At 60.6% G+C, this 19,122-nt stretch carries 20 protein-coding genes; 10 read left to right on the forward strand and 10 right to left on the reverse strand.

The annotated features are described in order from the left end of the window. The first annotated feature begins 92 nt into the window (after positions 1-92). Entirely contained in the window at positions 93-1,112 is a 1,020-nt protein-coding gene (locus tag HF257_RS06880; protein WP_185707763.1) for a Glu/Leu/Phe/Val dehydrogenase family protein, read from the forward strand. Between the two features lie 55 nt (positions 1,113-1,167). Here HF257_RS06880 and HF257_RS06885 read toward each other — a convergent pair whose 3' ends face one another. After that, a complete protein-coding gene (locus HF257_RS06885; RefSeq protein WP_012722374.1) occupies positions 1,168-1,428 on the reverse strand; it encodes a YebG family protein in 261 nt (86 codons plus the stop codon). Positions 1,429-1,676: 248 nt separating this feature from the next. Here HF257_RS06885 and HF257_RS06890 point away from each other — a divergent pair, with 248 nt between their 5' ends. Continuing rightward, positions 1,677-2,165, forward strand: coding sequence for a phosphate-starvation-inducible protein PsiE (locus tag HF257_RS06890; RefSeq protein WP_176994956.1), 489 nt, complete (start codon positions 1,677-1,679; stop codon positions 2,163-2,165). Here the strand turns inward: HF257_RS06890 and HF257_RS06895 are convergent. The 3 genes from HF257_RS06895 to HF257_RS06905 form a co-directional block, all read right to left on the reverse strand. Continuing rightward, positions 2,162-2,476, reverse strand: a complete 315-nt coding sequence (locus HF257_RS06895) for a DUF3509 domain-containing protein (protein ID WP_185707761.1) — start codon at positions 2,474-2,476, stop codon at positions 2,162-2,164. The two genes, HF257_RS06890 and HF257_RS06895, sit on opposite strands and share 4 nt — an antisense overlap. Before the next feature lie 300 nt (positions 2,477-2,776). Further along, a complete protein-coding gene (locus HF257_RS06900) occupies positions 2,777-4,063 on the reverse strand; it encodes a serine/threonine transporter (RefSeq protein WP_185707759.1) in 1,287 nt (428 codons plus the stop codon). 60 nt (positions 4,064-4,123) lie between these two features. Beyond that, a complete protein-coding gene (locus tag HF257_RS06905; RefSeq protein ID WP_185707757.1) occupies positions 4,124-5,500 on the reverse strand; it encodes an L-serine ammonia-lyase in 1,377 nt (458 codons plus the stop codon). Between the two features lie 137 nt (positions 5,501-5,637). Here HF257_RS06905 and HF257_RS06910 point away from each other — a divergent pair, with 137 nt between their 5' ends. Both HF257_RS06910 and HF257_RS06915 read left to right on the forward strand, forming a co-directional pair. Next, positions 5,638-6,585: a LysR substrate-binding domain-containing protein gene (locus tag HF257_RS06910; RefSeq protein WP_185707755.1), complete on the forward strand. Its 948-nt coding sequence runs from the start codon at positions 5,638-5,640 to the stop codon at positions 6,583-6,585. A 212-nt stretch (positions 6,586-6,797) separates the two neighbouring features. After that, positions 6,798-7,208, forward strand: coding sequence for an HPF/RaiA family ribosome-associated protein (locus tag HF257_RS06915; RefSeq protein WP_185707753.1), 411 nt, complete (start codon positions 6,798-6,800; stop codon positions 7,206-7,208). Between the two features lie 54 nt (positions 7,209-7,262). Here the strand turns inward: HF257_RS06915 and HF257_RS06920 are convergent, their stop codons facing one another. Next, positions 7,263-8,777, reverse strand: a complete 1,515-nt coding sequence (locus HF257_RS06920; protein WP_185707751.1) for an MFS transporter — start codon at positions 8,775-8,777, stop codon at positions 7,263-7,265. 105 nt (positions 8,778-8,882) lie between these two features. Between HF257_RS06920 and HF257_RS06925 the strand changes: the two genes are divergently transcribed. Further along, the gene (locus HF257_RS06925; protein ID WP_185707749.1) at positions 8,883-9,755 is read left to right on the forward strand and encodes a LysR family transcriptional regulator; all 873 of its coding nucleotides are present in this window, start codon (positions 8,883-8,885) and stop codon (positions 9,753-9,755) included. Here HF257_RS06925 and fecA read toward each other — a convergent pair. From fecA to HF257_RS06940, 3 genes are all read right to left on the reverse strand, one after another. Further along, on the reverse strand, positions 9,752-12,088 hold the full coding sequence (fecA, locus tag HF257_RS06930; RefSeq protein WP_185707747.1) for a TonB-dependent Fe(3+) dicitrate receptor FecA: 2,337 nt from the start codon (positions 12,086-12,088) through the stop codon (positions 9,752-9,754). The two genes, HF257_RS06925 and fecA, sit on opposite strands and share 4 nt — an antisense overlap. 91 nt (positions 12,089-12,179) lie before the next feature. Next, positions 12,180-13,121, reverse strand: coding sequence for a FecR domain-containing protein (locus tag HF257_RS06935; RefSeq protein WP_185707745.1), 942 nt, complete (start codon positions 13,119-13,121; stop codon positions 12,180-12,182). Continuing rightward, the gene (locus tag HF257_RS06940) at positions 13,118-13,606 is read right to left on the reverse strand and encodes a sigma-70 family RNA polymerase sigma factor (protein WP_185712086.1); all 489 of its coding nucleotides are present in this window, start codon (positions 13,604-13,606) and stop codon (positions 13,118-13,120) included. The genes HF257_RS06935 and HF257_RS06940 overlap by 4 nt, the downstream gene beginning before the upstream one ends. A 183-nt stretch (positions 13,607-13,789) precedes the next feature. On the opposite strand from HF257_RS06940, the gene HF257_RS06945 reads away from it, so the two are divergent. From HF257_RS06945 to HF257_RS06965, 5 genes are read left to right on the forward strand one after another with little or no spacing between them, the layout of a single operon-like run. Next, entirely contained in the window at positions 13,790-14,092 is a 303-nt protein-coding gene (locus tag HF257_RS06945) for a DUF3649 domain-containing protein (protein WP_122306279.1), read from the forward strand. Further along, the gene (locus HF257_RS06950; protein ID WP_185707739.1) at positions 14,089-15,663 is read left to right on the forward strand and encodes a PepSY-associated TM helix domain-containing protein; all 1,575 of its coding nucleotides are present in this window, start codon (positions 14,089-14,091) and stop codon (positions 15,661-15,663) included. Before HF257_RS06945 ends, HF257_RS06950 begins: the two co-directional genes overlap by 4 nt. Next, a complete protein-coding gene (locus HF257_RS06955; protein ID WP_185707737.1) occupies positions 15,664-15,990 on the forward strand; it encodes a DUF3325 domain-containing protein in 327 nt (108 codons plus the stop codon). Between the two features lie 9 nt (positions 15,991-15,999). Then, positions 16,000-16,578, forward strand: a complete 579-nt coding sequence (locus HF257_RS06960; RefSeq protein ID WP_185707735.1) for an RNA polymerase sigma factor — start codon at positions 16,000-16,002, stop codon at positions 16,576-16,578. Further along, positions 16,575-17,552 carry a FecR family protein gene (locus tag HF257_RS06965; protein WP_185707733.1) on the forward strand — a complete coding sequence of 326 codons (978 nt, stop codon included), beginning with the start codon at positions 16,575-16,577 and terminating at the stop codon, positions 17,550-17,552. The genes HF257_RS06960 and HF257_RS06965 overlap by 4 nt, the downstream gene beginning before the upstream one ends. Here the strand turns inward: HF257_RS06965 and HF257_RS06970 are convergent, their stop codons facing one another. Beyond that, the gene (locus HF257_RS06970; protein ID WP_185707731.1) at positions 17,553-17,903 is read right to left on the reverse strand and encodes a glutaredoxin family protein; all 351 of its coding nucleotides are present in this window, start codon (positions 17,901-17,903) and stop codon (positions 17,553-17,555) included. Continuing rightward, complete coding sequence (gene yejK, locus HF257_RS06975; protein WP_003171997.1) at positions 17,903-18,907, reverse strand: nucleoid-associated protein YejK; 1,005 nt, start codon at positions 18,905-18,907, stop codon at positions 17,903-17,905. The genes HF257_RS06970 and yejK overlap by 1 nt, the downstream gene beginning before the upstream one ends. Between the last annotated feature and the right edge of the window lie 215 nt (positions 18,908-19,122).

Consider the following 19,122-nt stretch of genomic DNA (forward strand, 5'->3'; position numbering starts at 1 on the left):
AAAACCGGTCGGCTTATTCCAGCGTGGTCCGGCAGTTTTCTACCGCAAGCCTATACTTGGGCCACTACCAGAAGTGATTCGGGAGCCTGACGATGTTTGCTCTCATGCACAGCACCCGCCTTGAATCGCTGCACCTGAGCGTCGACCCGGTCACCGGGCTTAAAGCGGTCATTGCCATCCATAACAGCCGCTTGGGCCCCGCCCTTGGCGGCTGTCGCTACCTCTCCTATCCCGACGACCAAAGCGCCGTGGCGGATGCCGCGCGCCTGGCCCAGGGCATGAGCTATAAAGCGGCCCTGGCCGGCCTGCCGGTGGGCGGCGGTACGGCAGTGATCATCCGTCCCGTGCATGTAGAAAGCCGTGCGGCGCTGTTTGAAGCCTTTGGTCGCTGCATCGAAAAACTCGATGGCCGTTTCATCATTGCCATCGACAGCGGCACTTCGGTCGCCGACATGGATTGCATTGCCCAACAGACACGCTTTGTCACCAGTACCACGGCAGCCGGCGACCCTTCGTCTCACACAGCCATGGGCGTGTTCGCGGGGATTCGCACCACGGCCATGGCGCGACTGGGCAGCGACAACCTCGAAGGCTTGCGCGTGGCGGTCCAGGGCTTGGGCAACGTGGGTTACGCCCTGGCCGAACAACTGCACGCCGCCGGTGCCGAGTTGTTGGTGAGTGACATCGACCACGGCAAGGTGCAATTGGCCATGGAGCAACTGGGCGCCCACCCCATCGCCAACGATGCCTTGCTCAGCACGCCTTGCGACATCCTCGCGCCGTGCGGCCTGGGTGCGGTGTTCAACCGCCAAAGTGTCGGCCAACTGCGCTGCGCCGCCGTGGCCGGTTCAGCCAGCGCGCAACTGACCAACCTGGACATTGCCGATCAGTTGGAAGGGCGCGGCATTCTCTATGCGCCCGACTATGTGATCAATTCCGGCGGCCTGATCTACGTCGCGCTGAAGCACAACGGCGCGCAATTGCCGGATATCACCGCGCACCTGGCGAATATCGGCACACGCCTCACGGAAATCTTCGCCCACGCTCAAGCTGAGAAGCGCTCCCCTGCACGGGTGGCGGACGAACTGGCCGAGCGCCTGCTGTACAAATGACCCACGCATTAAAAAGGCCCTGAATCAATGATTCAGGGCCTGTTCAATTCGGGCTTTATTCCGCCGGAGCGTTCAGCAATTCGGACAGCGCGTCCGGTTGGCTCTTGAACGCCTTGGCAAAGACATCACGGTTCTTCGCCATGTAGATCCCGGCTTCTTCGACCTGCTGCTCGCTCAGGGACGGCACGGCTTTTTGCAACACTTCTGCCAGCAACTCAGCGAGTTCAAGCATTTTGTCATGACGGTCAGCTTCGGCTTTATCCATGAACAAACGCTCCAGATCTCGGCTGCTGCGGTATACCACTTCGACGGCCATTCACCACCTCACATGCCTTCACGATAGTTATCTTTTGCGACTACTGTATTTATATACAGCTAAAAGGGTAAGCCAAACCGTGGGGTTTGGGTAGCAGTTTTTTAATGTAGCCCGTAAATACAGGTTTGCAGTGCCTCATGTCACCCCGCCATCATCTTATACCGGTCGCTGGCCTTTTTTCTGCATGCAGAACAACGGTCACGTCTAACCCGCATTATCCGGTCGAGCCGACCTAAGGAAGCATCATCGTGAAAATCAACTGGGCCGAAAAGCTGCGCCAGAACGTCCATGAACTGGCCGAGTCCCTGGGCAACCTGTTTGTCGAGTCGTTCCACTACCTGGCGCTGTTCGCCATTGGTGCGGTGACCGCATGGGCGGCGGTGATGGAATTTTTGGGGATGCTGGAGAACGGGCACATCAAGATCGATGACATCTTGCTGCTGTTCATCTACCTGGAATTGGGCGCGATGGTCGGGATTTATTTCAAGACCAACCACATGCCCGTGCGCTTCCTGATCTACGTGGCGATCACCGCGCTGACGCGCCTGCTGATCTCCAACGTGTCCCACCACAACCCGCCTGACATCGGCATCATCTACCTGTGCGGTGGGATTCTGCTGTTGGCGTTCTCGATCCTGGTGGTGCGCTACGCCTCGTCGGCGTTTCCGTCGGTGAAGGTCGAAGGCCCGCGCCGCAAAGGCGAGGCGAGCCTGGAAACCGAGAAGGGTGAGCTTTAAAGCCCGACGCTGAAGGGCAGGGAACTGGTGGGCGGTCGTTGCAACAGTTTGTGATCGCCATCGGTCATCACCGCCAGGATCTCCATGGCGCTGTGGCCCTGCTCGATGGCAATGCCGAATTGAATGCTTTGTACCAGGCGTTTAAGCCGTTGCGGGTCGTTGCGTTGCTCGGCGCTGATCATGCGCTTGGCCACCACACCCGACTCAGTGGAAAGAGTGAGCATGATGCTGCCATCCAGCCGTTGGATACTCAGGTTGACACGGTAGTTTGGCGTGAAAGTGTCGGTGATGATCTGAAAAGGATTGTCCATGGTGCGTTACCGCCTGATAAGAACATGCAGTCATTGACGACCGGCATCGGGAATAGTTCGCGTCTCCTGACCACCGGCCACTTCGTCGCTGAGGTTTTCGCAAGGTCCGTTTTCCTCAATAGCTGTACAGCAAAGGGCGTGCCGTGCGGCGCTCTTCCTGCTTATGGAGCCCCAATGTGAGAGCGGGCTTGCTCGCGAAAGCGGTACATCAGCCAAGCATTCATTGACTGATACACCGCCTTCGCGAGCAAGCCCGCTCCCACATTTACTCAGTGCTGTGCTTTAGGTTTTTGCTTTGTTTCAGGGCAGTACCGAAAAAACGATCGCAGACAGCGCAATCAGCCCGATCACCACCACAAACACATTCGACACCTGACCCGAGTACTGGCGCAGCGATGGCACGCGGCGGATCGCGTACATCGGCATCAAAAACAGCAGGCACGCGATGATCGGCCCGCCCATGGTTTCGATCATGCCCAAGATGCTTGGGTTAAACGTGGCGACAGCCCAGCAGGTGAGCACCATGAACAGCGCAGTGCTGCGTTCCAGCCATTTGGCCGACATCGAACGGTTACGGCCACGCAGGGATTTGACGATCAAGCCCTGGAAGCCTTCGCTGGCGCCGATGTAATGGCCGAGGAAGGATTTGGTAATGGCCACGAGTGCGATCAATGGCGCGGCGTAGGCGATCACCGGGGTCTGGAAGTGATTGGCCAGGTACGACAGGATCGAAATGTTCTGGGCCTTGGCCGCTGCCAGGTCTGCCGGCGACAGTGCCAGTACACAGCTGAAGCAGAAGAACATCACCGTCAACACCATCATGCTGTGGGCGGTGGCGAGAATGCCGCTGCTCTTACGCTCGGCCTGCGCGCCGTACACGCGTTTCTGGTCGACGGCAAACGCGGAGATGATCGGCGAGTGGTTGAAGGAAAACACCATCACCGGGATCGCCAGCCACAGGGTCTTGAAGAACAGTGGCAGGGGCATGCCATCGCTGGCTGAGGCGAAGAACGCGCCGTTCCAGTTAGGAATGAGGCTGAACGCCAGCAACAGCAGGGCGGCGACGAATGGGTACACCAGCACGCTCATGGCCTTGACGATCACGCCCTGGCCGCAACGCACAATGGCCATCAGGCCGAGGATCAGCACCAGCGACAGGATCGCCCGGGGCGGCGGCGCGATGTGCAGTTGGTGTTCCATAAAACTGCTGAGGGTGTTGGTCAGCGCCACGCTGTACACCAGCAGGATGGGGAAGATTGCAAAGAAGTACAGCAGGGTGATCAGCTTGCCCGCGCCGACGCCGAAGTGTTCTTCGACCACTTCGGTGATGTCGCCGGATTTGCCCGACAACACAAAGCGCGTCAGCCCACGGTGGGCGAAGAAGGTCATCGGAAAGGCCAGCAGTGCCAATACGATCAACGGCCAGAAGCCGCCGACCCCGGCATTGATCGGCAGAAACAGCGTGCCCGCGCCGATGGCGGTGCCATAGAGGCCGAGCATCCAGGTGGTGTCGTGTTGGGTCCAGCCAGTTGTAACGGTGCTCTCTACAGCAGGATTTTCGGCAGCAGGTGTACGTACATCGGTCATCGTTATTGCCTCGTTATTATTTTTGCGCGGGCTCACGTTGGGACGGTCAGGGAATGCTCCTCAGCATTCCACCCAGCTCACGGCCAGGCCGCCCCGTGAAGTTTCTTTGTATTTGTCATGCATGTCGGCGCCGGTATCACGCATGGTGCGGATCACCCGGTCGAGGGAAATGAAGTGTTTGCCATCACCGCGCAGGGCCATTTGCGTGGCGTTGATCGCTTTGACGGCGGCGATGGCGTTGCGCTCGATGCACGGTACTTGCACCAGGCCACCAACGGGGTCGCAGGTGAGGCCGAGGTTGTGTTCCAGGCCGATTTCGGCGGCGTTTTCCAGTTGCTCAGGAGTGGCACCGAGTATGTCGGCCAGCCCCGCGGCGGCCATGGCGCAGGCTGAACCGACTTCGCCCTGGCAGCCGACTTCGGCGCCGGAGATCGAGGCGTTTTTCTTACAGAGGATGCCGACGGCGGCAGCGGCCAGGAAGAAATTGACCACGTCATCATCAGACGCGTCAGCATTGAACTTCATGTAGTAATGCAGCACCGCCGGGATGATCCCCGCGGCGCCATTGGTCGGCGCGGTGACCATGCGCCCGCCGGCGGCGTTCTCTTCGTTGACGGCGAGGGCGAACAGGTTCACCCATTCCATGGCCGACAAGGTCGACGTGATTACGTTTGGTTTGCCGATTTCCAACAAGCTGCGGTGCAATTTCGCGGCGCGGCGTGGCACATCCAACCCGCCGGGCAAGATGCCTTCATCGCGCAGGCCTTGCTCCACGCACTCGCGCATCACCGACCAGATATGCAAAAGGCCGCTGCGGATGTCTTCGTCACTGCGCCAGGCGCGTTCGTTGGCCATCATCAGCTCGGAAACCCGCAAACCGTGCTTGTTGCACAAAGCCAGCAGTTCGACTGCGCTGGAGAAGTCGTAGGGCAATTCCACATCGCTGGTCGGCGCAATGCCCGATTCAGCCTCAGCCGCTTCGATAATGAAACCGCCGCCCACTGAGTAATAGGTTTGTTCGCTCAACAGGCCGCTGTCGCCATAGGCGTGCAGGGACATCGCGTTGGGGTGATAGGGCAGGCTTTCGTCCAGCAGCAGGAGGTCGGTGTGCCAGTTGAAGGCAATGTCTTCGACGCCGGCGAGCAACAGCCGGCCGGATTCGCGCAGGTGCTGGATGCGGGTGTTGATCGTGGTGGGATCGACCTTGTCCGGCCACTCGCCCATCAAGCCCATCACGCAGGCGCGGTCGGTGGCGTGGCCAACGCCGGTGGCCGACAGCGAGCCGTACAGGCGCACTTCAACGCGGCGGGTGGCGCGCAGCAAATGTTGATCGATCAGTGCCTGGGCAAAGGTCGCTGCCGCCCGCATGGGGCCGACGGTGTGGGAGCTGGATGGGCCGATGCCCACTTTGAATAGATCGAAAACACTGATAGCCATGCTAAAGCCTTACAAGCAATGGAGTAGGAATCGCTGCCATGTTTTGTAGGACGAGCGCAATTGGCGCGATACTGAGCGTCTGGATCGGCACTGACCAACGAATTATCCTAAGACACCCTTTAGCAGGACTAAACCCTATGACCCGCCCCCTTCATGGCCAGACTTACGTTTGGCTGCACGTTTTTTCCTGCGCCGCGCGGCACTTGTCGTTCACCCGCTGCGCCGAAGAGCTGCACATCACGCCGGGGGCGGTGAGCCAACAAATCCGCCAGTTGGAGGAGCGCCTGGGTTTTCGTCTGTTTCACCGGCGCGCACGCGGTGTAGAGCTCAGTGCCGAGGGGCAGCGTTTGGCGGCGACGGTGGGGGAGGCCTACGGCAGTATCGATGCTGAATTGCAGCGGTTGGATGCGGGGATGATCAGCGGCACCCTGCGGTTGCGCTCGATTCCGTCGTTTCTCGGCAAGTGGCTGACCCCGCGCCTGCCACGTTTGCAGCAGCGCTTCCCGGACATTCAACTGCGCCTGGTCGCCGAAGACAGCAGCATCGCCCTGCACGAAGGTGACTTCGACCTGGCCATTGACCTGAACGACGGCAGCTACCCGGGCTTGTTATCCACAGCCCTGTTGGATGAGCAAATCTTCCCGGTGTGCGCGCCGAGCTTGCTGCGCGGGCGCCCGCCGTTGCATGGCCCAGCCGACCTGGTGCACTTCCCCTTGCTGCACGACATTACTGCTTGGCGTGGGAGTTATGAGTACGCGGAGTGGGAGTTTTACCTGAATGCTATCGGCTATCACGAAGCCGACGTGCGCCGTGGTCATACCTTCAACCGCAACCACCTGACCATCGAAGCCGCCATTGCCGGCATGGGCGTGGCCATCGCACGGCGTACCTTGCTTAACGATGAGCTGGAGCGCGGCACCTTGATCGTGCCATTCGGCCTCGCTGTGCCTAATCACAAACGCTATGTGCTGCTGTATGCGCCGGGCGCGCTGAGCCATCCGGGCGTGCGGGCAGTGCATGATTGGCTGGTGGAGGAAGCAGAGATTTTTCGCGGTTTGCACCCGTTGGGAGAGGGGCAATTGTGAGGTTCGCTGGGCGTAAGAAGATGTAACTAACTCCCCACCCTAACAGCGTTTTTGCTTGTAGTCAGGGTTAATTTGTAATGTGGGATTTATCTTTGCAAAGGGGTTGAAATGTTTCGCTGACTGCTCAATTGTGTAATCAAGAGGTCATGGTTTCACCGCATCGGTGTTGCAGTTGTGACCTCTCGCGAGCTAGCTGAAATAAGGGAAGAACTATGCAAATCCAAGTCAATAGCGATAACCATATTGAAAGCAGCATCCGACTGGAGGAGTGGGTACGTACTACCATTGAGAGCACGCTCGAACGTTACGAAGAAGACCTGACCCGAGTGGAGGTCTACCTGCGGGATGAGAACGGCGACAAGCCCGGTCCCCACGATTTAAGTTGCCGTCTGGAAGCCCGGCCAAAAGGCCATCAACCGCTTTCGGTGCTGCACAAAGCCGATACCCTGGAGCAGGCGATCGACGGTGCGGCCACCAAGCTGGACCATGCGTTGGATCATCTGTTTGGCAAACTGCAAGGCAAGCCACGCGCTGCCGCGAAAAACTTGCCGGCCAACAAAGTGAATGACGACGCGCTTGAAGAGGAATTCCTGGAAAACGAAAACGCTGCACTGAATAGCTGACAGTTTTTTCAACTCCCACTAGAAACGGGCCTGCATCTGCAGGCCCGTTTGCGTTTACCGGTTGCGCCGGAAGAAATGCCCGCTCAGCAGCGCCAGCCCGCAAGCCCCTAGACCTGCAAACAGCATGGCCCATCCAGCGCCGTGACGCAGCGCGCCCTGGGCATCGGCGAACGTCAGCCCTATCGAAGACGACAATTTGCCCGCCGCTATGTTTTGGCTGATTGCTGGCCAATCCATTGCTGTGCTTGCGGGCAACACAGCGGCCAGTTGATGGCTGATGCCCAGCAGCAGCACCAACCCCATCAACGCGATGTTGAGCGCCAGGGTGATCAATCGCGCACTCAAGTCGATGCCCGAAGCCATGCCCGCACGATCCGCCGAGACGGAACCGGTGGTGGTATTGGTGGTGGGTGAGTTGGTCAGGGCCAGGCCGACGCCGGCAATTACGCAACTGATCAGCACCAGTACGATACTCGGCTGGGCGGCGCTGTTGACGGCTGCCATGCTCAAGAACCCCGCCCCCATCAAGCCCAGCCCCAGAGGAATGATGCGCTCGGCGCCATAGCGCAAGGCCAGGCGCTCGGCCAGCGGCGGTACCAGCAAGGTCGGCAGGGTATAGGCGAGCAGGGCGCCGCCGGTGGTCATCGTGTCGTAGCCCAACCCGGCCTGGAAATACAGCGGCAGGTAGATCATGAACGGCCAGAAGCTGAAGTTCATGCCGATGGAACCCATCAACGCGCCGTTGAAGCGTTGGATGCGAAACACCGAGAAGTCGAACATCGGATGGCCGCTGCGTCGTTCAATGAAGATGAATAGCAGCAAACCTGCCACTGACAAAACCGCCCAGCCGAGCATGGCCGGTGTGCCAAAGCCGTACTCGCTGCCTTGGGTGATGAAGTACACCAGGGCGAACACCGAAAGCGTCAAGGTGAGCATGCCGGCGATGTCGAGGCGATGGCCAGCCGGATCGCGGGATTCCTGCACGCTGATGTGCAGCAGGCCCAGGGTGAGCAAGGTCAGCGGTACGTGTACGAGAAATACCCAGCGCCAGTCCGCCACCGCCAGGATCAATGCCCCGACCATCGGGCCGAACCCCAGGCCTATACCCGCAATCACACCCCACACCGCAAACGCCCGTGCCCGCGCTGCCGGCTCGCGGAACTGATGCGACAGAATCGCAAACTGACAGATCATCATCGCGCCGGCGCCGATGCCTTGTACGAAACGTGCCACGATCAGCGTCGAAGCGTCATTGGCCAGCCCGCACGCGAGTGAAGCCAGGCCAAACAGCCACAGGCACAACACCAGCATGCGCCGACGGCCAAAACGATCCGCCAAGGTGCCCGCCGCCATCAATACACTGGTGCAGGCCAGCGTGTAGGCATTCATGATCCATTGGGCGTCCTGGAAACCGGTGCCCAATTGCTCTTCGAGGGTGGGCAGGATGACCGGCACACTGGAGATTTCCAGGCCGAACATCAGGGCCACCAGGCACACGGCGGTGAGGGCGAGGCCGTTCCTGGCGGTGCTTGGGGTAGTGCTGGCCGATAACGTGGTGGCGGGTGGCATGGGATGCTCCTGAAAAGATGACGTTGGGCTATTTTCAGGGGAATTCAGTGACTTATTCGTGATAAGTTTTCCGCTGATAAGGGAATGCGAGGCGACAATAAAATCATGGCCACCCCACGCTTTGATGGCGTTGAACTGTTCCTCCAAGTGGTGGAAAGCGGCAATCTGACAGAGGCCGCCGAACGGCTGAACCTCACGCGCTCCGCTGTCGGTAAGGGCTTGGCACGGTTGGAGGCGCGGCTGGGTACGCGCCTGTTGCAGCGCTCGACCCGCCGTCAACATCTGACAGAAGACGGGCAGGCGTACTACGAGCATTGCCTGCGGGCGTTGGCGGAACTTGAGGCCGCCGAATCGGTGCTGGAAAGCGGTCGGCAGCAACCCCGTGGACGCTTGAGGGCCAGCGTGCCGCTGGCTTTCGGGCATCACTATGCAGCGCCCGCACTGTGGGGGCTGATGGATCGTTATCCAGAGTTGGAGATCGAGGTCTGTTTCTCTGATCGCATGATCGACCTGGTGCAGGAAGGCTTCGATATTGCCGTGCGCATCGGTGAGTTGCCCGACACCGACCGCCTCAATGCACGTCGCCTGGGTGAACAGGCCATGGGCTTGGCGGCGTCCCCAACGTACTTGCAACGTGTAGGCCCGATCGAGTCTGTCGATGATCTGACAGGCCATCGAGGTATTGCCTACCGGACCAACCACCCCCATCGCTCACGGGTGATATCGCCGCTGGTGCTCGACGACCTCCAGGCCGTGGCCGATGCCGCTATCGCCGGCGTTGGCCTGGCCTGGTTGCCCAGCTGGTTGATCGCCCATTACGTGCTGCGCGGCCAACTCGAAGCCGTCCTGCCAGGCTACCGCGAACAACCTGCGCCGATCCATGTGGTCTGGCCGACCGCACCGCATATGCCGGCCAAGACCCGTTGCGCCATCGATGCGCTGGTCGCGGCGACGCCCAGTTGCCTGGCGGGCAGTTAGAACGCGATGGAGGTCTGCACGTACACAGTGCGCGGCTCGCCGACGTACTTGCCCTTGTTGTTGTCGTCGAACGAACGGGTGAAGTACTGGGTGTTGAAGATGTTTTTCACACCGACCGCCACGTTCAGGTCCGACAGCTGCGGGCCGAAGTCGTACGCCGCACGGCTGCTGAACAACATGTAGCCAGGGATACGTCCGGTGCTGCCGTCAGCACTTTCCTTCTGGGTGTTGGCGTTGTCGGCGAACTGGCTGCTCTGGAAGCTGCTGTCCACGTTCAGTTTCCAGCGGCCTTCGGTGTAGCCCACGCCCATGGTGCCTTTGTGCTTGGACGAGAAGGGCACGCGGTTGCCTTTGTTCGGGCCGTCTTCGCGGATGGTGGCGTCGACGTAGGCGTAGCTGGCGTACACATCGAAACCGGCCAGCACCGGGCTCAAGCCGTCGAGGGCGTAGTTGACGCTGGTTTCGATGCCTTGGTGACGGGTCTCACCGCGGGCGATCACCGAGTCGTTGGTCTGGTTGCTTTCATACTGGTTGTCGAAGTTGATCAGGAACGCGCCGATTTCTGCGCGCAAGGCGCCGTCGTCATAACGGGTACCCAGTTCCCAAGTGCGGGCCTTTTCCGGTTTGACGGCGCCGCTGGTCACACGGTTGGGCATCTGGCTGTACTGCACGCTGCCAAATGAACCTTCGGTGTTGGCGTAGAGGTTCCAGCTGTCGGTCAGGTGATAGAGCACGTTCAACGCCGGCAGTGCGGTGTTGTAGTCGCCCTTGTATTTGACGTTGGTCAGGTTGTTGGTTTGCTGGGACTCGATCATCTCGTAGCGGATGCCCGGCGTGATGGTCCATTTGCCGATATCAATCCGGTCATCGACGAAGAAGGCATTGGCTTCGGTACCGCCACGGGTGTCACGGTCGTTGCGGCTGTCGGTGGTGGGGATTTGTTGGTTAGTGGCAATGGGTGTGCGGTAACGCAGTTCGTGGCCGGCCTCATTGATATAGCGGTAGCCCACGCCCACTTCATGGCTGGTAGGGCCCAGGTCGAAGCCTTGGGCGAAGCGGGTTTCGATACCACGTACCCAATACTCGCGTGGCGATAGCGAGAGGAAGGTGCCCTGGTCGAGGTAACCGCTGCGCAGTGTCTTGGTGAAGAAGCTGTTGACGGTGAATTCGCGACGGTCTTGCTCGTAGCGGTAACCGACGTTGAACATCGTGCGACGACCCCAGAATTTGTCGTAGGGGCGGGTGGACTGATACGGATCAGCCTTGTAGTCCTTGACGTTCAAGCCCCCAGGCATATCGGCCTGGCCTTCGTAGTACTGCGCCATGGCATTGAAGCTGTTGGCTTCGTCCAGTTGGTATTTACCCTTGAGGATCAGGTCGTCAATGCGCGTGTTGCTGTTTTCACGCCAGTCGCCGCCACGGGTGCCGGAATACAAGATCGCGCCGCCCAGTCCGTTGTCGGCAGTGCCGCCGGCCAGCAGGTTGCCGGTGGTCTTGAAACCATCGTGGCTGGAAGACGGGCTGGTTTCAGTCTGGAATCCGCCTTTGACGGTGGGCGCATCCGGGATCGCGCGGGTCACGAAGTTGACCACACCGCCCACGTTCTGCGGGCCGTAACGCACGGCGCCGCCACCGCGTACCACGTCCACGGCGTCCATGTTACCCATGCTGATGGGCGCGAACGAAAGCTGCGGCTGGCCATAGGGTGCGAAGGGCACAGGGATACCGTCCATCAACACCGTGGAGCGCGACGCCAAGCGCGGGTTGAGGCCACGAATACCGAAGTTCAGCGCCATGTCGTGGCTGCCGGTGCCGTTGTTTTCCGGGGCGTTGACGCCGGGAATGCGGTTCAGCACATCGCGAGCCTGGGTGGCGCCCTGGCGTTCGAATTCTTCGCGACGGATCACGTCGCGGGCGCCGGGGTGTTCAAATACGTTGGTTTGCGCAGCGTCACCGAGCCAGTCGCCGACCACGCTGGACGTGCCCAGCTCAATAGTGGCAGGCGCATTGGCCGGTTGCAGGCTGTAGGCATTGTCGCCTTCGGCGCGGGCTTGCAGGCCGGTGCCTTCCAGCAGTTTCTGCAGACCGTCAGCCGCGCTGAAGTTGCCCGACAGGCCACGGCTCTGCATACCTGCTGTGACTTCGGAACCGAACGAAATCAACACGCCCGCTTCGCGACCAAATTGGTTCAGTGCGGTTTCCAGCGAGGTCGGTGCGATGTGGTAAGGCTTGGCCTCGGCGGCCATCACAGCGGGCAGCGCGGTAAGACTCAAGCTGGCGCCAAGTAGGAGTTGGCGCAGGGTGCGGGCAAGAAGCGTCGGTTGCTGGGGCATGAAGAGCGGTCCTGAGAAGGAAGGATCAAGGTGGCTTTCCTTCTCTGTCACGCGAGGTGTGGAAAACGGCTCACACTTTTTGTAAATACATTCAGGCGCGGGCCTGGACGGTCACCCAGTAACGGGTAAAGCGCCGCACCTTGACCGGCAGGCTGACTTCCAGCAGGTCGAGAATGCGTTCGCTGTCATCCAGCGGGTAGCTTCCGGAGATCAGCAGGTTGGCCACCTGCGGATCGCAATTGAGCTGGCCACGGCGATAACGGCCCAGCTCGCCGAGGAAGTCTTCCAGTCGCATGTGCGCGGCCATCAGCATGCCATCGGCCCAGGCGCCGCTGTTGGCGTCGGTAGGGCGCGGCGTGTCCCAGCCTTTGCGGGTGAAATTGACCTGGTGCTCGGCCTGGACTGTCAGCGGCAGGCCGCTGTAGGTGTTGGGCATGACCTCGACCTGGCCGTCGAGCACTGCCAGTTGGGTGTGGTCGTTGAACTGGCGCACGTTCAGGCGCGCCGCTTGGCTGGTGAGCAGGCCCTGGCCCGTCAGGATGTTGAGCGGCGCGCTGCCTTTAATGGCAGTCAGCAGGATCTCGCCTTCGAGCAGGCGGATCAGCCGCTGTTGACCGTCGAAATGCACATCCACGGCGCTGCCGGTATTGAGCTGCAATTGGCTGCCATCGGCGAGTTGCACCTTGCGGCGCTGGCCGACGGGGCTGCGGTAATCGGCGGTCAGTGGCGGCAGGATATGTTGCTGGCGCAAGCTCCAGGCCGCCGCAGAGCCAGCACCGAGGATCAACAACAGCTTGAGCGCCTGGCGACGGCTGCTGGACGTCGGCGCGTTTAATGCCGCGTGAGCCAGTGGCGAAGGCATGCCGCGCAGGCGCTGGTTGACGCGCTGCATATGGTCCCACGCACGCTGATGCTCGCTGTGGGCATTCAGCCATTGCTGCCAGGCCGCTTGCTGGCGCGGGTTGAGGGCGCCTTGCTGCATTTCCATCAGCCAGTGCACGGCTTGTTCGGCGACTTGGGTCGAGATATTCATAAGGCGAAGTAGCAGCGCATGGCGGCTTTGGTCAGGTGACGTTTGACGGTGGCGATGGAAATGCCCAGTTCCGCGCCGATTTGCGCGTAGGTCAGGCCATCGAGTTGGGCCAGCAGGAACGCACGCTTGACCTGGATTGGCAGGCCGTCGAGCAGTTGGTCCAGCTCGACCAGCGTTTGCAAGATGATCGCGCGTTCTTCCTCGGACGGTGCGACGTGTTCGGGCATTTGCGCCAGGGCGTCGAGGTAGGCGCGCTCCAGGTCCTGGCGGCGGTAGAAATTGAACAGCACGCGCTTGGCGATAGTGGTGAGGAACGCGCGAGGCTCAACCAGCGTGGGTGTTTCGCGTGCGGTGAGCACACGCATGAAGGTGTCTTGCGCCAGGTCGGCCGCACTTTCCGGGCAGCCGAGTTTGCGTCGCAACCAGCCGGTAAGCCAGTGGTGATGGTCGTTGTACAGAACTTCGACGATGGTGGACGGCTGCAACGGAGTCACCCTTCGCTACGAGCATGCGAGCATCGGCACGCTTTAGAGAACAAGAATTGTTCGCATTGTAGGCGGCCCGATACAGTTCGGCAATCCGCCAGCACGGGTGTTTCATCCGTTCTGTTTTGCTTATGAGAATATTTATCATTAATATTGCGGCCTGATGAAACTGGCGCCTCCCGCATGAAAAGCAAAACCTCACTTCCCGCGCTCTACCGTCTAGCCGTCACCTCACGTGTGCTGGCGGCCGTGGTAGGCGGCTACCTGATGGCTTCATTGGCCGCCATCTGCCTGGCGTTGTGGATGCCCACTTCCCGCGCCGATGCGGTGATCACCGGGATGATGAGTTCGTTTGTGTTCTACCTGCTGGCGGTGCTCTGGTGTTTCGCCTGTCGCACCGCGTGGCGCGCCTGGTTTGGTGTGATGTTGCCAAGCGCAGCCTTTGCCACCCTGGCGGGCGTTGGGCTGTGGATGGCGCGCACATGAAAGAGGGCTTCCGTCAGGCCATGGCCTGGTTGCACACCTGGGCAGGATTGATCTTTGGCTGGCTGCTGTTTGCAATTTTTCTGACGGGGACCTTGTCGTATTTCAAGGATGAAATCAGTCATTGGATGCAGCCCGAAGTACAGGCTCACCCGCTGGACGATGCGCGCAGCCTCGGTGTTGCCCAATCCTATCTGCAGCAGCAGGCGCCTAATGCCGCGCGCTGGTTCATCACCTTGCCAGACAGCCGCGACCCCGGCCTGTCGGTGATGTGGCAAGACAAGATCGACCCGGGCAAACGTGGCAACTTCATCCAGAAAACCCTCGATCCAGTCACCGGCCAGGCCGTAGAGGCCCGTGAAAGCATGGGCGGCGAATTCTTCTACCGCTTCCACTTCCAGTTGCAGATGCCTCACCCGTGGGGCCGCTGGTTGTCGACGATTGCGGCCATGGTGATGTTTGTCGCACTGATCACCGGCATCATTACCCACAAGAAAATCTTCAAGGACTTCTTCACCTTCCGCCCCCGCAAGGGCCAGCGCTCCTGGCTCGACGGGCATAACGCCGTGGGCGTGCTGGTATTGCCGTTTCACTTGATGATCACCTACAGCAGCCTGGTGATTTTCATGAGCATGGTGATGCCGGCACCGATCCTGGCCTCTTATGGCAATGACACCCGGGCGTTCTTCAATGAGGTGTTCCCGAACACCAACAATGCGCCCGCGCTCGGTCAACCGGGGAAACTGTTGCCATTGCTGCCGATGTACGAGAAAGCGCGTGAACAATGGGCGGGTGGCCATGTTGGACGAGTGGCGGTGAACAATCCGAGTGACGTGAACGCGTCCGTCAATGTATTCCGTGCCGGCGCCGACAGCGTGGTGCACGACTTTGGCAGCACTGTTTCCTTCAATGGCACTACCGGCGAACTGTTGCGGGTGAGCGGGGAACCGTCCCTTCCGGCGGTGATCGGCGGCAGTTTCTATGGCCTGCACATGGGCCATTTCGCCGGCCCGGTGCTGCGCTGGCTGTACTTTATCTGCGGCCTGGCAGGCACGGCGATGATCGGCACCGGGTTGGTGATCTGGCTCGGCAAACGTCAACTCAAACACGCTAAAACCGGGGTGATGCCGTTCGAGTTGCGGCTGGTGGAAGTGCTGAACATCGCCAGCATGTCCGGGCTGATGATTGCCATTGCGGCGTTCTTCTGGGCCAATCGCCTGCTACCGGTGAGTTTCGCCGAACGTTCTACCTGGGAAGTGCAAACCTTCTTCATCGCCTGGGGCTTGAGCCTGCTACACGCGCTCCTGCGCCGTGGCCGCCAGGGTTGGGTCGAGCAATTGAGCTTCGGCGCGTTGCTGTTTATCGCGATCCCACTGCTCAACGCGTTGACCACGCCTTACCACCTGGGCACTTCACTGGCCCGTGGCGACTGGGCCATGGCCGGCTTCGACCTGACTTGCCTGGCCAGCGGCGTGTTCCTCGGCTGGGCTGCGTGGAAAATGCAGCACCGTACCGCTGCGCAACCCAAGGTTGAACGTGCACGCTCGTTGACGCTCAAGCAGGAGGCGCACTGAATGCTGCTCTCGCTGCTGATGTGCTACGCCGGGTTTACCGCGCTGTGCCTGTCCACCGACCGTCACCACGGCGAGTTGCTGCACAGCAAACCTTCTGCGCGTCGACGCCTGGGTTTGCGCGCGACGGGATGGCTGCTACTGATCGTGTCGAGCTGGCCGGCTGTGAGTGTGGCGGGCTGGGGCCAGGGCCTGGTGGAGTGGTGCGCAGTGTTGATGCTCAGTGCGTTGCTGTTGGTGTTGCTGTTGCCGTACCGGCCAAGGCTGGCCTTGATCCTGGCGGGCGTCGGCCTACTGGCCAGCCCTGTTGCGGCCTTTGCCACTCTCTGAGCCCATTCGATGATGATCAGCACCCCGCCTGAATCCCAAGACAGCCAGCACGTTGATGCGGCGGGCGGACGTGCGCATTTCCTGCAGGTGTTCTTGTCCCAGCGTTCGCAGATGGAGGCGCTGGTCAGCCGACGTGTCGGCTGCCGCGCCACGGCGGCGGACCTGGTGCAGGATTTGTTCCTGCGTTTCTGGCGCCGGCCGCTGGTACAGGTCGAGGAACTCAGCACCTATCTGCTGCGCTGCGCCGGCAATATCGCCATCGACCATCTGCGCAGCGAAGGCGCCCGTGTGCGCAGCAGCGAAGGCTGGTTGCCAGAGCAACAGGATAACCAGGGTTCCGAACCCCAGGCCGCGCTGGAAGCGGGCAATGATTTGCGCCATGTCGAAGCCGCGTTGCGCAGCTTGCCGGAGCGCACTCGGCAGATATTTCTGCTCAATCGCATTCACGGCCGTAAGTACGCGGAAATTGCCAAGGCCATGGGGTTGTCCCAAAGTGCCGTGGAAAAACATATGATGCGTGCCCTCGAAGCTTGCAAGGCCAGCCTTCGTGAGCCATCGCCTCCACGCACGCCAGGGAAAGCCTCGTGAACCTCACCCCCACGCCCGACCAGGAACAAGCCGCGCTGGCCTGGCTGAGCCTGCTGCACGATCAACCCAGCAGCGGCGACCAGGCGACGTTCAGCCAATGGCTGCGGGCCGACCCTGCGCACGTCGAGGCCTATTCACAGGCCCAGGTGTTGTGGGAGTTGAGCGAAGTGCCAGCGCGCCAACTGGCGAACGAAGACGCCTTGGCCTTGCAGCGTTACCTCAGCGCGATGAATACCTCGAAACGCTCGCGGGTGGTACGTTGGTCCGGCGCATTGGCCATGGCGGCGTGCCTGCTGGTGATGGTGTCCATGGGCGTCGGTTGGCAGCCGTCGCGTTGGGTTGATGACTTCGGTGCCGACTATGTGAGCGCACCTGGAGAAGTGAAAACCGTCACCTTGGCCGACCAATCCCAAGTGACACTGGATGCCGACAGCGCGATTGCCGTGGATTTCAGCCATGGCGAGCGGCATATCCAATTGCGTCGCGGCGCGGGTTTTTTCAGCGTGACCCACACCGGCCAATCGTTTGTGGTAGAGGCGGGCAGCGGTGAAGCGCGGGTGCTCGGCACACAATTCGAAGTGCGCCTGCAACCGGCGGGTGCCCAGGTGACCGTGTTATCAGGAAAGGTGGGTGTGACGCCTTCCAAGCAAGGCCAGCAGCAAATTCTGACGGCCGGCCAGCAAGTGGCCTATGCCGAGGGTGTTGCCGATGCGATGCACCCTGTGGACAGCGAATCCCGCCTGGCGTGGCGCGACGGCTGGCTCAACTACTACAAGGCACCGCTGGCCGATGTGATCCAGGATCTGGGCCGTTACTACCCTGGCCGCATCCTGTTGCTCAACGAAGACATGGGCGCCAAACGCGTCAGCGGCAGCTTCCCGAGCAAAGACCCGCAAGCGGTGCTGAACGCTTTGCAGGCGGTACTCGGTTTTGAACAGCACAACGTGCTCGGGCGGATGATCGTGGTGCGCTGATTACTTCAGCGCGGCCATGATCTTTTCGGGGCTGTATTCGCGGATCAGCGTGCCGTTTACGTCCACGAATGGAATGCCGCCGCCGCCCAGCGCCTCATACGCCTTGCGCGCCTGGGCGTCCTTCTCGATATCGAAGGCCTGGTAGGGAACGCCCTTTTGGTCCAGGAAGCGACGGATCTGCTTGCAGTAGCCGCACCATTCGGTGGAATAGAGCACCACCCGCGCCGAAGCCCGGACTTGCTCTGGCGCCACCTGCGACGGGTTGAACACGCGCTCGATCTTGCCCCAGTTCTGGATTACCACCACCACCAGCAATACCAGCAGGACTTTCTTTAAGACCCCGCCAAGCATCAGTTACGGCGCTTGAGCTGGTCGGTCAGTTGGGTCGGCAGGCCCTTGATGATCAGCGTGCCGGCGGCTTCGTCGTACTCAATCTTGTCGCCCAGCAAGTGCGCTTCAAAACTGATCGACAGGCCTTCGGCACGCCCGGTGAACCGGCGGAACTGGTTGAGGGTGCGCTTATCTGCCGGAATTTCCGGTGACAGGCCGTAGTCCTTGTTGCGGATGTGGTCGTAGAACGCTTTAGGCCGATCTTCATCGATCAAGCCCGACAGTTCTTCCAGGCCCATGGGCTCGCCGAGCTTGGCCTGGCTGCTGGCGTAATCCACCAGGGTCTTGGTTTTTTCGCGGGCGGACTCGTCTGGCAGGTCTTCGCTTTCAACGAAGTCACTGAAGGCCTTGAGCAGGGTGCGGGTTTCGCCTGGGCCGTCAACGCCCTCCTGGCAGCCGATAAAGTCGCGGAAGTACTCCGAGACCTTCTTGCCGTTCTTGCCCTTGATAAACGAGATGTACTGCTTGGACTGCTTGTTGTTCTGCCACTCGGAGACGTTGATGCGCGCCGCCAGGTGCAGTTGGCCGAGGTCCAGGTGACGTGAAGGGGTCACGTCCAGTTCATCGGTCACCGCCACGCCTTCGCTGTGGTGCAGCAGGGCGATGGCCAGGTAGTCGGTCATGCCTTGTTGGTAGTGGGCAAACAGCACGTGGCCGCCGGTGGAGAGGTTGGACTCCTCCATCAGCTTCTGCAGGTGCTCGACCGCTGTACGGCTGAAGGTGGTGAAATCCTGGCCACCGTCGAAATATTCCTTCAACCAGCCGCTGAACGGGTGCGCGCCGGACTCGGCATGGAAGAAACCCCAGGCCTTGCCTTGTTTGGCGTTATAGCTCTCGTTGAGGTCGGCAAGCATGTTCTCGATAGCGGCGGATTCGGACAGCTCCGAATCGCGAGCGTGAAGAACCGCAGGTGTGCCGTCGGGTTTTTTGTCGATCAGGTGGACGATGCAATGACGGATCGGCATAGGCTTCTCGGCTGGTTGATAGGGGAGCGGTTGCCTCCCCGAAAAGTCGACCAGTGTACCGCACCCGTTGGCCAAGGCACCCGTCGAAGGGCGTTTTGGACACTCTCCGACGGGGCATATGCCTTTTTTTCACGGTTTAGAGCGATAAAGCTGACCAAATGGCTAGGTAGAAGCGGATATTTCCCCGTCTCTGTGCTAGTTTTGCCCCGTCTTAC

Source organism: Pseudomonas cremoris (genome assembly GCF_014230465.1).

What these genes read in the sequence shown, in the direction of transcription:
- HF257_RS06915 (WP_185707753.1), top strand. Translation starts at nt 6,798, where the DNA reads ATGCAAATCCAAGTCAATAGCGATAACCATATTGAAAGCAGCATCCGA.
- HF257_RS06955 (WP_185707737.1), top strand. Translation starts at nt 15,664, where the DNA reads ATGCTGCTCTCGCTGCTGATGTGCTACGCCGGGTTTACCGCGCTGTGC.
- HF257_RS06960 (WP_185707735.1), top strand. Translation starts at nt 16,000, where the DNA reads ATGATGATCAGCACCCCGCCTGAATCCCAAGACAGCCAGCACGTTGAT.
- HF257_RS06950 (WP_185707739.1), top strand. Translation starts at nt 14,089, where the DNA reads ATGAAAGAGGGCTTCCGTCAGGCCATGGCCTGGTTGCACACCTGGGCA.
- HF257_RS06945 (WP_122306279.1), top strand. Translation starts at nt 13,790, where the DNA reads ATGAAAAGCAAAACCTCACTTCCCGCGCTCTACCGTCTAGCCGTCACC.
- HF257_RS06925 (WP_185707749.1), top strand. Translation starts at nt 8,883, where the DNA reads ATGGCCACCCCACGCTTTGATGGCGTTGAACTGTTCCTCCAAGTGGTG.
- HF257_RS06900 (WP_185707759.1), bottom strand. Translation starts at nt 4,063, where the DNA reads ATGACCGATGTACGTACACCTGCTGCCGAAAATCCTGCTGTAGAGAGC.
- HF257_RS06905 (WP_185707757.1), bottom strand. Translation starts at nt 5,500, where the DNA reads ATGGCTATCAGTGTTTTCGATCTATTCAAAGTGGGCATCGGCCCATCC.
- HF257_RS06895 (WP_185707761.1), bottom strand. Translation starts at nt 2,476, where the DNA reads ATGGACAATCCTTTTCAGATCATCACCGACACTTTCACGCCAAACTAC.
- HF257_RS06885 (WP_012722374.1), bottom strand. Translation starts at nt 1,428, where the DNA reads ATGGCCGTCGAAGTGGTATACCGCAGCAGCCGAGATCTGGAGCGTTTG.
- fecA (WP_185707747.1), bottom strand. Translation starts at nt 12,088, where the DNA reads ATGCCCCAGCAACCGACGCTTCTTGCCCGCACCCTGCGCCAACTCCTA.
- HF257_RS06880 (WP_185707763.1), top strand. Translation starts at nt 93, where the DNA reads ATGTTTGCTCTCATGCACAGCACCCGCCTTGAATCGCTGCACCTGAGC.
- yejK (WP_003171997.1), bottom strand. Translation starts at nt 18,907, where the DNA reads ATGCCGATCCGTCATTGCATCGTCCACCTGATCGACAAAAAACCCGAC.
- HF257_RS06920 (WP_185707751.1), bottom strand. Translation starts at nt 8,777, where the DNA reads ATGCCACCCGCCACCACGTTATCGGCCAGCACTACCCCAAGCACCGCC.
- HF257_RS06910 (WP_185707755.1), top strand. Translation starts at nt 5,638, where the DNA reads ATGACCCGCCCCCTTCATGGCCAGACTTACGTTTGGCTGCACGTTTTT.
- HF257_RS06935 (WP_185707745.1), bottom strand. Translation starts at nt 13,121, where the DNA reads ATGAATATCTCGACCCAAGTCGCCGAACAAGCCGTGCACTGGCTGATG.
- HF257_RS06970 (WP_185707731.1), bottom strand. Translation starts at nt 17,903, where the DNA reads ATGCTTGGCGGGGTCTTAAAGAAAGTCCTGCTGGTATTGCTGGTGGTG.